The organism is Vibrio sp. 2-1-2a, from assembly GCF_032648565.1.
Classification (GTDB): Bacteria; Pseudomonadota; Gammaproteobacteria; order Enterobacterales; family Vibrionaceae; genus Vibrio; species Vibrio diabolicus.
On record NZ_WBOH01000003.1, the window covers coordinates 167,732 to 180,809 of the forward strand.

13 protein-coding genes are annotated in these 13,078 nt (G+C 42.9%); 10 read left to right on the top strand and 3 right to left on the bottom strand.

Annotation, left to right across the window (positions count from 1 at the left end; translation table 11 throughout):
• Nucleotides 1-34: 34 nt before the first annotated feature.
• The gene (locus tag F7Y48_RS09145; protein WP_085343791.1) at nt 35-409 is read right to left on the bottom strand and encodes a YgiW/YdeI family stress tolerance OB fold protein; all 375 of its coding nucleotides are present in this window, start codon (nt 407-409) and stop codon (nt 35-37) included.
• Nucleotides 410-564: 155 nt separating this feature from the next.
• On the opposite strand from F7Y48_RS09145, the gene F7Y48_RS09150 reads away from it, so the two are divergent.
• From F7Y48_RS09150 to modC, 4 genes are all read left to right on the top strand, one after another.
• Nucleotides 565-2,016 (top strand): cobyric acid synthase, encoded by a 1,452-nt coding sequence (locus tag F7Y48_RS09150; protein ID WP_074190172.1) that lies wholly within the window; start codon nt 565-567, stop codon nt 2,014-2,016.
• Nucleotides 2,017-2,085: 69 nt separating this feature from the next.
• Nucleotides 2,086-2,841, top strand: a complete 756-nt coding sequence (gene modA / locus F7Y48_RS09155) for a molybdate ABC transporter substrate-binding protein (protein ID WP_316683655.1) — start codon at nt 2,086-2,088, stop codon at nt 2,839-2,841.
• A 27-nt stretch (nt 2,842-2,868) separates the two neighbouring features.
• A complete protein-coding gene (modB, locus tag F7Y48_RS09160; protein ID WP_316683656.1) occupies nt 2,869-3,555 on the top strand; it encodes a molybdate ABC transporter permease subunit in 687 nt (228 codons plus the stop codon).
• Nucleotides 3,555-4,661: a molybdenum ABC transporter ATP-binding protein ModC gene (gene modC / locus F7Y48_RS09165; RefSeq protein WP_316683657.1), complete on the top strand. Its 1,107-nt coding sequence runs from the start codon at nt 3,555-3,557 to the stop codon at nt 4,659-4,661. Before modB ends, modC begins: the two co-directional genes overlap by 1 nt.
• Before the next feature lie 71 nt (nt 4,662-4,732).
• Here the strand turns inward: modC and F7Y48_RS09170 are convergent, their stop codons facing one another.
• Nucleotides 4,733-5,170 carry a DUF3069 domain-containing protein gene (locus F7Y48_RS09170; RefSeq protein ID WP_005394495.1) on the bottom strand — a complete coding sequence of 146 codons (438 nt, stop codon included), beginning with the start codon at nt 5,168-5,170 and terminating at the stop codon, nt 4,733-4,735.
• Between the two features lie 273 nt (nt 5,171-5,443).
• On the opposite strand from F7Y48_RS09170, the gene F7Y48_RS09175 reads away from it, so the two are divergent.
• Nucleotides 5,444-6,403, top strand: a complete 960-nt coding sequence (locus tag F7Y48_RS09175) for a diguanylate cyclase (RefSeq protein WP_012842266.1) — start codon at nt 5,444-5,446, stop codon at nt 6,401-6,403.
• Nucleotides 6,400-7,392 (top strand): Solitary outer membrane autotransporter beta-barrel domain, encoded by a 993-nt coding sequence (locus tag F7Y48_RS09180; protein ID WP_316683658.1) that lies wholly within the window; start codon nt 6,400-6,402, stop codon nt 7,390-7,392. The genes F7Y48_RS09175 and F7Y48_RS09180 overlap by 4 nt, the downstream gene beginning before the upstream one ends.
• Nucleotides 7,393-7,416: 24 nt before the next feature.
• Here F7Y48_RS09180 and F7Y48_RS09185 read toward each other — a convergent pair whose 3' ends face one another.
• A complete protein-coding gene (locus tag F7Y48_RS09185) occupies nt 7,417-8,655 on the bottom strand; it encodes a GGDEF domain-containing protein (protein ID WP_316683659.1) in 1,239 nt (412 codons plus the stop codon).
• A 254-nt stretch (nt 8,656-8,909) separates the two neighbouring features.
• On the opposite strand from F7Y48_RS09185, the gene F7Y48_RS09190 reads away from it, so the two are divergent.
• The 4 genes from F7Y48_RS09190 (at nt 8,910) to pntB (ending at nt 12,978) form a co-directional block, all read left to right on the top strand.
• A complete protein-coding gene (locus F7Y48_RS09190; RefSeq protein ID WP_005394489.1) occupies nt 8,910-9,278 on the top strand; it encodes a late competence development ComFB family protein in 369 nt (122 codons plus the stop codon).
• Between the two features lie 41 nt (nt 9,279-9,319).
• Complete coding sequence (locus F7Y48_RS09195; RefSeq protein WP_104972608.1) at nt 9,320-9,601, top strand: HlyU family transcriptional regulator; 282 nt, start codon at nt 9,320-9,322, stop codon at nt 9,599-9,601.
• Nucleotides 9,602-10,036: 435 nt separating this feature from the next.
• Nucleotides 10,037-11,593, top strand: coding sequence for a Re/Si-specific NAD(P)(+) transhydrogenase subunit alpha (locus tag F7Y48_RS09200; RefSeq protein ID WP_005394487.1), 1,557 nt, complete (start codon nt 10,037-10,039; stop codon nt 11,591-11,593).
• 8 nt (nt 11,594-11,601) lie between these two features.
• Nucleotides 11,602-12,978 (top strand): Re/Si-specific NAD(P)(+) transhydrogenase subunit beta, encoded by a 1,377-nt coding sequence (gene pntB / locus F7Y48_RS09205; RefSeq protein ID WP_164665637.1) that lies wholly within the window; start codon nt 11,602-11,604, stop codon nt 12,976-12,978.
• The last annotated feature ends 100 nt before the right edge of the window (nt 12,979-13,078 follow it).

A 13,078-nucleotide genomic window follows, 5' to 3' on the forward strand; every position in this document is an offset into this window, starting at 1 on the left:
CATCATGCTGATATCCAAAGCAATCGGGGTTGTTTTACATGATCACCAGTTGCTCGACTTCAATTTCTGGCTTATTTCCGCCTTCAAATTCGCCAAACAGACGGACTTTAGTCGTGTGATCAATCGGAGTGTTTAGCTGAATATCGTCATCGAATTCCACCATCACTTCACCGGAACCGTCGCTAAAGACAAACTTATCCGCGCGAACTTGACGTAATAAGTTACCTTCAACGACTACATCTTTTTCAGTAAACATATTGGAGTCGTTTAGCAAGGCGTCCAATTTTTCCACAGTGACAGGACCATTAAACTGCAAGTTTGATTGGTTTTGAGCGTGATCTTTCGCGAACGCGATAGAAGGAGCAATAACTAAGGCGGCGATTGTTGCGATAATTGTATTCTTTTTCATGTTACATCCTCATCGGTTTGTTTTGATGGGTTCATTAAAACAGAGCTTGTTTGAACCAATGATGATTTCAACATTCATATTCTATTCATTTGCTTGAGTAAGTGGGGACGATGACGTTATGATTGTTCATCTTCCTCTATTCCTTACAAATGTTCATGAAATCAGCGATCCCATCTTTAATGGTTCAAGGCACCACTTCGGATGCCGGAAAAAGTGTCCTTGTGGCAGGTTTATGCCGTGTATTAGCGAGAAAAGGGATAAACGTTGCCCCATTTAAGCCACAAAACATGGCACTAAATAGTGCGGTAACCAAAGATGGCGGTGAAATAGGTCGAGCGCAGGCAGTTCAGGCACAGGCGTGTAATATTGAGCCAACCGTGCATATGAATCCGGTTTTGATTAAACCTAACAGTGATACAGGTGCTCAGATCATTTTGCAGGGCAAGGCGCTTTCAAATATGGATGCGGCTGGCTTTCATGATTACAAGAAAGTTGCGATGGATACGGTGTTAGATTCCTTCTCTCGTCTGACTCAAGAATTTGATTCGATCATGATCGAGGGTGCAGGGAGTCCTGCTGAAATCAATTTACGTGAAGGCGATATCGCGAACATGGGTTTTGCGGAGGCCGCTGATGTTCCGGTGATCATTGTTGCTGATATTGATCGTGGTGGTGTATTTGCGCATTTGTACGGAACACTCGCGTTACTTTCTGAATCTGAACAAGCGCGAGTAAAAGGATTTGTTATCAACCGTTTTCGAGGTGATATTCGTTTATTGCAATCGGGCCTCGACTGGCTAGAAGAAAAAACAGGCAAACCTGTACTCGGCGTGCTTCCTTTTCTTCATGGTTTGAATTTAGAAGCAGAAGACGCGATCACCGCGCAGCAAGAGTTGCACTCTGAGGTAAAACTGAATGTCGTTGTGCCTGTTTTAACCCGGATTAGTAATCATACTGATTTTGATGTGTTGCGATTGAATCCCGACATCAATCTACGTTATGTAGGCAAAGGCGAGAAAATAGATAAAGCCGACCTTGTTATTTTGCCTGGGACCAAATCAGTTAGAGACGACTTAGAGTATCTAAGAAGCCAAGGGTGGGATAAAGATATCTTACGTCATATTCGTCTTGGTGGAAAAGTGATTGGTATCTGCGGTGGCTACCAGATGCTTGGAAGCTTGATTGATGATCCAAATGGCGTCGAAGGCCAGCCGGGTCAAAGCGAAGGGCTTGGCTTACTAGACATCACCACGACGCTAACTAACAGCAAACAGCTTACAAATACACAAGCACAGCTTTCTCTTAATGGCAAAACAGCCAATGTAAAGGGGTATGAAATCCACGTGGGACAAAGTGAAGTGCAGGGCATTCAACCTCTTACATTGAGTACTGGTGAAGCAGAGGGGGCTATCAGCAAGTGTGGCCAAATCATGGGAACCTACCTTCACGGGTTCTTTGATGAGGCAGATGTCTTAAGCCTGGTGTCAGAGTGGGTAAACGGCACTCAAATCAAACAACAAGACTTTGAAGAGTTAAAGGAACAAGGAATTAATCGTATTGCAGATGCGATAGAACAACATATGAACCTTGATTTTTTGTTTAAATAGCACATTAACTGATTGAACTTTCAACCCAAATAACCAGTTCTTTCGCTTGCCTTGTATTGGAGTTTCTCTATGAAAGCATGGAAAACGCATGCTTGCCTCGCGGCAATATTAAGCATTTCATTTTCAGCTAACGCAGCTACGAACCTCAAAGTGTATGCGGCGTCTTCGATGACGAATGCGATCGACGAAATCGCACAAAACTTTGAAGAAAAGTATGACGTTTCTATCACTCCCGTTTATGGTGGTTCTTCTTCTATCGCTCGACAAATTATCAACGGCGCACCAGCGGATATATTCATTTCTGCGAATACTAAATGGATGGATTATTTGGTCGATAAAGACGTTATTTCTCGTGACAATGTCACAAGCTTGGTGCGCAATAGCTTAGTGTTGATTGCGCCTCAGTCTTCAGAATTAACCTCATTTAACTTCTCTGATGCAACAGCATGGGAAAAGGCATTGCATGGAAATCGCCTTGCGTTAGGCAATCCGACGTCAGTGCCTGCTGGTATGTACGCGAGAGAATCACTGACTACACTGGGTGTATGGAAAGAGATTCAAACTCAAATCGCACCAGCAAAGAATGTGCGCCTAGCTTTGGCGTTGGTTGAACGTGGAGAAGCACCTTTAGGCGTGGTCTACAAAACCGATGCGCAGTTAACCGACAAAGTCAAAATTGTCGGTGAATTTGCGAGTGATACGCATGCAGCTATTGTTTATCCGGCTGCAGTTGTGAATGATTCTACTGAGTCCGAGCAGTTCTTCCAGTACCTAAAATCGGACGAAGCCGCACGCGTTTTTGCTCAATATGGCTTTCAGCAATAAACCGGCTTTCAATAATAGGAACGAAGCGTGACAGAACTGGAATACCAAGCCTTAATGTTAAGCCTCAAAGTGGGCGCGTACGCAGTACTTTGGCTCATTCCTCTCGGCGTTTTTCTTGCTTGGCTACTTTCTCGAAAAACGTTCTTCGGTAAATCGATCCTCGATAGCTTAATTCATTTACCACTGGTATTGCCGCCAGTGGTTATCGGCTATTTGTTGTTGATTTCTCTTGGGCGGCAAGGGTTTCTTGGCAAGTGGCTCTATGAACATGTAGGGCTAGTCTTTAGCTTTAATTGGAAAGGAGCAGTAGTCGCTTGTATTGTGGTGGCCTTGCCTTTGATGGTTCGGTCTGTGCGGTTAAGTTTAGAGAACGTCGACCCAAAACTGGAACATGCCGCTTCAACGTTAGGCGCTTCTCCTTTAAAAGTTTTTCTCACCATTACGTTACCACTGGCCATTCCCGGAATTATTACTGGGACGATGCTGTCCTTTGCTCGTAGTCTTGGTGAATTTGGGGCGACGATCAGTTTCGTCTCTAACATTCCGGGAGAGACTCAAACGATTCCACTGGCAATGTACAACTTTATTGAAACGCCAGGCGCGGAAATGCAGGCGGCTCGCCTATGTATCATTTCTATCGCGTTAGCTTTGTCTACATTAATGATCTCTGAATGGTTAAATCGTAAAGCGGCAAGTCGATTGGGTGCGAAGTAATGACGATTAAAGTTCAATTTAAACAAATACTTGGTGATACTGATTTCGATATTAAACTTAAGTTACCTTGTAACGGAATTAGCGCTTTGTTTGGGCGATCTGGTGCGGGAAAAACCACGTTAATTAATATCATCAGCGGATTAGTTGCACCAAAGCAGGGACATGTTGCGATTGGTGATCACGTTTTGTTTGATAGTGAACAGGGGGTCAACTTACCAACACACAAGCGCGGCATTGGTTACGTGTTTCAGGATTCGCGTTTATTTCCTCACTATTCGGTTCAAGGCAATTTGTTGTATGGCGTTAAAGAAAAAGATGACGAGTACTTTGATGCAGTCACCGAACTCTTGTCTATCAAACCGTTACTAAAGCGCTTCCCGATCTCACTGTCTGGTGGTGAAAAGCAACGTGTTGCGATTGCGCGCGCATTACTATCAAAACCCAACTTGCTTTTGATGGATGAACCACTTGCGTCGCTTGATATGCCGAGAAAACGTGAGGTGATGCCATTTCTGGAGGAATTGTCGGAGAAGGTAAATATCCCTATTATCTATGTCACGCACAGTCTCCAGGAAATTATAAGGCTTGCTCAACACCTCGCTATTATCGATCAAGGTAAAATTACGAGTTCAGGTAAGCTTGAAGACGTGTGGGCTTCTCATGCTATGCGTCCATGGCAGTCTTTCTCGGATCAAAGCAGCTTATTTGAAGGCCGAATTGCTGAACATCATGAGCGTTATGCGCTGACTTGTGTCAGCCTTGCACCTAATGCATCACTATGGGTGCAAAAGATTGATGGTGAACCAGAGACGCTAATTCGCTTACAAGTGCGTGCCAACGACGTTTCTATTACGCTAGAGCAACCTAAGGCGACTTCTATTCGAAATATCCTGCCTGCGACTGTCGATTCAATAGAGGTGTTTAACGCGGCAGATGATAAACAGAGTATTAATGTATCGCTAAAGCTAGATGAGGGATGTTATTTGTGGGCAACGATAACACCTTGGGCGCTTGATGATCTCGACTTAAAGGCAGGTGATAGTGTATTCGCACAAATTAAAGGTGTCAGTGTCACGCAAAAAGACGTGGCATTAGCGCCGCATTAATCATTTAAAGCTACGCACACTTAATGATCAAAAAAGGCCGCAAACGCGGCCTTTATTTTGTCGGAAAAACGTTATTTTGCGAACACTTCTTTGAATTCGCGTTTAAGAAGTGGGTCGCGACGTGCTTTCTTAAGTTGCTTAACCATGTCTTTCACGCAGTTGTGAAGCACATTATCAAGTAATTGAGCGCGGTATTCTTCTTTATCTTCATCTGTCATGTTTTCTGGCAGATTAAGAGTAGGGAATTCTTCCATCACGTTGATACCAGCAAATGCTTGGCCAACAGAAACTAGAGCATGAAATTGCTCGAAGTTATCTAGAATGTTCTGAGCACTTGCAGGCATTTCGTCCCAAGACTCACGCACTGCTTCTTCAGACACTTCATGGATAGAGGTAACCATTTCGAACATTTGCTCTGGAACTTCGTCAAACTCAATAACTTTACGTAGTTCAGGAGAAATGGTTGCTAGATCGATTTTTTTGCTTTCGCTGTTAGTTGCTTCTGACATGGTGTGTCTCTCATTACAAAAAGGCGGGAATATTAATACCAAATGCATCAAATAGCTATACCCATGTGTCCGCAAGATGACCAGAACACGTGAGTTTGTTGAACTAACGTTCGTTGGTCATGTTTTGGTAGGGCAATTCTCAGTGTAATCGTTATAGACAATTGATTCCGTGATATTTAAACAAAAATATAGCACTTAATTATGAGTCGAATGCAACAACTCTATGAGTATGGTATATGTTTAATAAAGACAAAATAAGAAATGGAACGCGTTATGCAACCGACAGGGACATCAATGCGAATCCTCCTGGTTGACGATGTTCAGCTAGACAGGATGCAGTTGGCTATTCGTCTTAAGCAACTTGGACATATTGTAAAAGCGGTGGGTAGTGGGCTAGAAGCACTAAACACCTACGAGAGTTTTGATCCTGAACTGGTATTACTCGATATATCGATGCCAGATATGAACGGTTTTGAAGTCTCTCTTCATATCAGAGAAACCTTTCCCGACTGGATTCCAATAATTTTCCTGAGCAGTCACGAAGAGCCAGAAATGATTGCAAAAGCCATAGAGGCCGGCGGTGATGATTATTTAATTAAACCCGTAGATAAACTCGTACTGAACTCTAAGCTTATCGCAATGCAGCGTATTGCTCATATGAGACGAGAGCTTAAACAAGCGACAGCTCAATTGGAGAAAGTGAATCAACTTTTGACCCAGCAAGCGAATGAAGATGGCTTAACCAAACTCTATAACCGTCGTTATATCGATCATAAGTTAGAATCGATGGTTGCATGGCATGGCCGTCACAACATGCCAATGGCTTTGATTTTATTGGACGTCGATTTTTTCAAACCGTTTAATGATAATTACGGTCATATAGAAGGAGATCGTTGCTTGCAAGCCATTGCGAACCAACTTAAAGCAACATTTTGTCGCTCTGGCGAATACGTAGGGCGCTATGGCGGAGAAGAGTTTGTGGTGTTACTGGGTTGCACAGACGCCCAAACTGCAGAGAGAGAAGCAGAACGTATACAAGAGGCCATGTATTTTCTGGATTACCCACATGAGTATTCTAGCGTGTCCAATAGGGTGACAGTGTCACAAGGTGTTTTTGTTTTTCAACCGACGGGAAAAGAGCAACAGTCTGATTTGTATGCGACGGTGGATAGAGCACTGTATACCTCAAAGTCTTTAGGAAGAAATACACATACGGTGGTAAATGCAAGTTGAAACAAGCTGTTATCAATAGTTACGCCTTGGCTACACTGTCACTTTTTTCATTATGTTCTAAGGCTAATTCGATTCAAGATCAGATACAAAAAGAGTATGAAAGGAACTTTGCTATTGGGATCGTTCTGTCAGATAGCGATGTCTTTACGGTAGGATTTCATGATTTCGATCCGAACGAATACTTCAACATAGATAACGAAGACATTGGTACTCAAGATTCGGTTGATCTCAGAAAGAAGATCGCTGTATCAACACTACCATTTAGTTTTGATTTGTTTGAACAAGAGGGAATACAAACTCATTATCTATTGAATGGCCGAGTTTATGCCTTAAGTACAGAGCAAGATGTGTATGTAGACCAAAAAGGACAGATTCCAGATAAAAGTAAAGAGTTAGTCATGGGCGGATATATTGAGTTTGCTGGAGAAAAATACCTCACTGATAAGCTAACGCTTAGTGGCGCAATCGGCTCACACTTAATGTACTATCAAAACGATTATAGTTATCGTAGTAATGCACTGAATGACCTAAAACCATTTCTAGAAGGTGTATACCTAAACACCAGTGCTTGGGCCGTTGTCGGAGAAGTCAACACAAAGCTTAAATACCTAGAGCATGAATCGTGGGGGAAATGGTACCTCTGGTCGGCTCCTCACTATTTTTATGGCACTGGCTGGGGTAAAGCAAATAATGGTGATATTGGCAATCCGGAAGGCTGGTATTGGGTCAATGGAATAAAGGTGTTTTATGATTTTACCCACATTAGAGATACTGTGCAGTCAGTGTATTCGAGCTTCAATCGAGTTGATATTGGTGGTGATACAAGAAAACCCATGAATACTGTGCACTACTACGAAGCCAGTGTTGGATGGTTAATGACACCACCATTTGACTCCGATTGGATAGATAATATCGGGATCGGATTAACGATCAATTATGGCAGTGCGTTAAAAGGAGGAAGCTTAGTCTTGTTCTTTAATCAAGATTAGTCAGCTAACTTTCGCTCTGGGGGATTAATGAAGCCTCACGCAATTGCGTCCAGCTTTTTTCGCTTTGTAAAGCGCTTCGTCCGCTAACTTAATCACGTCCTGAGGTACTTGCCCGTTTTTGCTGTCGGCCGCTCCGAAACTTGCGGTAACAAAGACCGACTTTCTCCTCGAACTGTCGTTACCACGCTTTTTTTGACCTTGTTTATGGTTATCTGGGCGGGATTCTTCATCACGTAAAATCATCTCATACTCTGCAATGGATTTACGTGCTTCTTCTAAAAACTCTTTACACTCATCTGCGTACTTGCCTTTAAAGACGATGGTAAATTCTTCTCCGCCAAATCGATATACTTTTGCGCCACCGGGAGTTTTAGTTAGACGCGAAGCGACCATTTTTAATACGTCATCACCCGTATCGTGACCGTAGGTATCGTTAAACTTTTTAAAGTGGTCAACATCAAGCATTGCGATCGTGAACTTTTTGCCCATGTGTTTTAAGTCAAGGTCGAGTGCGCGCCTACTCGGGATCCGAGTTAAGCTATCTGTGAAAGCCAATTGATGGCTGGCAGAGGCAGCATAAATAATGATAAGCAATCCCGTTAGGGTAAACATGGTGCTAGATATGTATTGCACATCAAAGAAAATGAACGTCGCGGACGCCAGCACCATTGCAGAGTAGGTCATAGCATGGATGATTTCATTCTTCTTTAAAACAAGAATTCCGAGGAAGCAGACAATACCCACACAATATAAAACTAGAATAAAAGGCAGTTTAGAAACCGTAGGTACGATAAATAAAATGCCGCTTGTCCATTGTTCAAACCCACCTTCAACGTAATACGCTAACGTAAGGTAAGACCAAAGAACGAACATCGTTAACATCAAGAGGTAAGTAAACATGGCTCTTGAGTCGAAACCGTCTTTACTAAACAAAAATACCGCAAGAAAAGAAACAGGAAGTAGCGTGGCTAAAATGGTCAGCTCAAGTAAGGCTGTACCACTTTGAAGTGGGACTTGTAGCCTGTGCTGTATCACGAAATAGGCCAGTAACATCGCTAAGCACACCATTGACTCCCTACCTTGCTTAAATGAATAGCAAAGGAGCAGTGCACAGCCTAACAGTATGTACGGCAAATTTGCGGCAATACCCCAGTTTGACTGAGTCATCTGAATGATGTTGTTCATGCTCGAACTCACTAATCCCAGCAACATAAATGGGATTAGGAATCGAAAGCCTGATGAAGTCATTGATGATGAGGACATCTATTACAAATTGCCTGAAAATAGTTGATTATATAATTGGTTAGGTTAAGCGTTTCATCAATATAGATATTAATCTGCTATCGATTTTCTTTCTTCGAGAACTAGCAAGAATACGTCTATTTGCTCATTTTCCCAAGTATTTTGGGAGACATTACGACAAAAAGAGAGAGATTGATTAAATTAAGAGCAATCAATAAGTTGTTATAAACAAGTCGTTGCTATACTTGTTTTCATAGAACAAGGGAGATTTGCCAATGCAGATAAGTTCAGATGTGCATAACTACATGGAAACACTTGTTGGACAAGTGCTCAGTTTGCCTCAGTTTGTAGAGCAGTATGACAACGAGCAGCTCGCAGATATCGCGTGCCTTGCACTTATTCAGCTCAAACCTGTCTATATTCGTCATGATATTGATTTTCTATCTTCGCTTCCGGAACAAAAGCTCACCCAATTTAAGCAAAGTGCAGATATCGCGGTGAAAAACGCGGCAGAAATGGTGAAAGAAGACCGGCGTAAAAACCGAGATCATGATGTACCTGTAATTTTTACCCATACCAGTTATGATGAAGACAAAGAATTGGACTGGTATGAAAAACCAATCCTCAATGTCAATATTAAGTGATACAAGCTTAATCTATCGATGAGCTTACCCAAGGAGGAACCGTGGGATTTTTTTCGCGTTTGTTTGGTGGTAGTGAAAAGACTGCTGAAGTAAAAACTGTGGAACCAGTTGAGTACAAAGGTTTCTTTATTTATCAAGAGAGCCTTTCAGAGGGTGGGCAATACCGCATTGCTGGTCGAATAGAAAAGCAATACGACGATGAAGTGAAAACGCATCGATTTATTCGTTCAGACTTGCTCGGCTCGGAACAAGATGCCAATGAACTTATGTTGAAGAAATCTCAAATGTTTATCGATCAAATGGGCGATAAAATCTTCGACTAACAATTCACCGCAACTTGATTCCAATCATCTTAAAAAGAGCCATTAGTGTATATGCTGATGGCTCTTTCTTTTTTAGAGCTTAAATGTTTGTTAAGTCAGCATTTAATTATGATCTGGTTAGACCTCAGTCTAGTAAGGCATGGCGTTGTTATTTTTCGTGCTCAGAGCGACAATCATTCATTACTTAGCGTTATATGTAATGAAATTTAGTATTTAAATTACAAAACACTTGAAGTAATGAGACGCGTTCGATACAAACAGAATAATAACAGGGCTGTTAGTCAAGGTGTTATTGTGCAAATGGGTGGCCCCAAACACCATCTTTCGTTTGCAATTGTCTTGCGTGGTAAACAGATAGAAATAAAAAAGAGTTAGAGTAGAGCGACGCTCTGTTTTGGGACTAATTTATTGATATGTATACAAGGAGTATGCGTTTTGCAAATCGGTGTACCTAAAGAGATACTTGCGGGTGAATCGCGAGTAGCTGCATCGCCGAAGTCGGTTGAGCAGTTAATAAAGTTGGGATTCGATATCGCGATTGAATCCCAAGCGGGGGTGCTTGCGAGTTTCGATGATGCTGCTTATGAAGCTGCTGGTGCGAAAATCGTTTCTAGTGAAGAAGTTTGGGCATCTGGTCTTATTCTAAAAGTTAATGCGCCAATCGTAGATGAAGAACAAGGCATTGACGAAATCGCACTACTACAAGATGGTGCAACACTTGTTAGCTTTATTTGGCCAGCTCAAAACGCAGAGTTGATGGAACAACTTTCAAGTAAGAACATTAACGTTCTTGCCATGGATTCTGTTCCTCGTATCTCTCGTGCACAAGCCTTAGACGCGCTCTCTTCGATGGCTAACATCGCTGGGTATCGTGCGGTTGTTGAAGCAGCTCATGAGTTTGGTCGTTTCTTTACAGGTCAAATCACGGCTGCCGGTAAAGTACCACCAGCGAAAGTATTGGTCGCTGGTGCGGGTGTGGCTGGTTTGGCTGCAATCGGTGCTGCGGGTAGCCTAGGGGCTATTGTTCGTGCATTTGACGTTCGCCCAGAAGTAAAAGAACAAGTTGAGTCCATGGGAGCAGAGTTCCTGACCGTGGATTTCCAAGAAGACTCTGGTTCTGGTGACGGCTACGCAAAAGAAATGTCCGATGACTTCAACAAAAAAGCGGCAGAGTTATATGCAGAGCAAGCTAAAGATGTTGATATCATCATTACAACGGCACTAATCCCTGGCAAACCTGCTCCGAAGCTGATCACCAAGGAAATGGTCGACAGCATGAAAGCGGGCAGTGTCATTGTTGACTTGGCAGCTGCTAATGGCGGTAACTGTGAATACACTGTGAAAGACCAAGTTATCATGACAGATAATGGCGTAAAAATTGTTGGTTACACTGACATGGTCGGCCGTTTGCCAACGCAATCTTCTCAACTTTACGCGACAAACCTTGTTAACCTTCTAAAACTGCTGTGTAAAGAAAAAGACGGTAACATCAATATTGATTTCGAAGATGTTGTTATCCGTGGTGTCACCGTGGTTAAAGAAGGTGAAATTACATGGCCTGCGCCACCAATCCAGGTTTCAGCGCAGCCGCAAGTGAAACAAGAGCAACCTGCGAAACCAGAGCCTAAAGTAGAAGAACCTACCTCTCCAACGAAGAAAATTATTGGTGTAGCCGCGGCAGTAGGTGCTTTTGCTTGGATTGCATCGGTTGCGCCGGCAGCGTTCCTTTCTCACTTTACTGTATTTGTTTTAGCTTGTGTTGTCGGCTACTACGTGGTTTGGAATGTTACCCATGCACTTCATACTCCGCTTATGTCGGTAACGAATGCTATCTCCGGCATTATTGTGGTTGGTGCATTACTGCAAATTGGGCAAGGTAATGGGGTCGTTTCATTCCTATCCTTTATTGCTGTATTGATCGCCAGCATCAATATCTTCGGTGGTTTCACCGTCACCAAGCGTATGCTTGAAATGTTCCGCAAAGATAAATAGGAGTTACAATGTCTGCAGGATTAGTACAAGCAGCTTACATTGTTGCTGCATTATTTTTCATCATGAGTTTGGCGGGGCTTTCAAAGCAAGAGTCCGCTCGTAATGGTAACTACTATGGTATCGCAGGTATGACGATCGCGCTGATCGCGACGATCTTCAGCCCTGATGCTCAAGGCTTTGGGTGGATCATTATTGCGATGGCGATCGGTGGGGCGATCGGTATTTTCTATGCGAAGAAAGTAGAAATGACCGAAATGCCAGAACTGGTTGCGATACTGCACAGCTTTGTAGGTTTAGCTGCGGTTTTAGTTGGCTACAACAGTTACCTAGATGCGCCAGAAGCGGCGACACATGCTGAACATGTTATCCACCTTGTAGAAGTATTCTTGGGTGTCTTCATTGGTGCCGTAACATTCACGGGTTCAATTGTTGCATTTGGTAAGTTACGTGGTGTGATTTCTTCTTCGCCGCTTAACCTTCCTCACAAGCACAAAATGAACCTTGCAGCGGTTGTGATTTCTACGCTTCTTATGATCTACTTCGTAAAAGCAGATGGCAGCATGTTCGCTCTGATTGTGATGACACTGATTGCGTTCGCGTTCGGTTACCACTTAGTTGCTTCAATTGGTGGTGCTGATATGCCAGTTGTCGTTTCAATGCTGAACTCATATTCAGGTTGGGCAGCAGCAGCAGCAGGTTTCATGCTCGCAAATGACCTATTAATCGTAACAGGTGCGTTGGTTGGTTCTTCAGGTGCGATTCTTTCTTACATCATGTGTAAAGCCATGAACCGTTCGTTTATCAGTGTTATTGCTGGTGGCTTTGGTCAAGAGATTGTAATTTCAGGTGACGAAGAGCAGGGCGAACACCGCGAAACAACGGCAGAAGAAGTCGCTGAAATGCTGAAGAACTCAAAATCAGTAATCATCACTCCAGGATATGGTATGGCTGTAGCGCAAGCGCAGTATCCAGTGCATGAAATTACTGACGTACTTCGTTCAAAAGGTATTGAGGTTCGCTTTGGTATTCACCCAGTAGCAGGTCGTCTTCCGGGACATATGAACGTGTTACTTGCTGAAGCGAAAGTACCGTATGATATCGTTCTTGAAATGGATGAAATCAATGATGACTTCGATGAAACAGATACCGTACTGGTTATCGGCGCTAACGATACGGTAAACCCAGCAGCTCTGGAAGATCCGAACAGCCCGATTGCTGGTATGCCTGTACTGGAGGTTTGGAACGCGAAAAATGTAGTGGTATTCAAGCGTTCAATGAATACTGGTTACGCAGGTGTACAGAACCCACTGTTCTTCAAAGAAAATACATCAATGCTATTTGGTGATGCGAAGGAAAGTGTTGAGTCTATTTTTAAAGCACTCTAACCATTCTTGATTTAAAACTATACAGGGTCAGCAATCGCTGGCCCTTTTTTGTTCCGTTTCAATGTTATAGTAATGCAAATCCTTCTGTTAGCAGATGTCA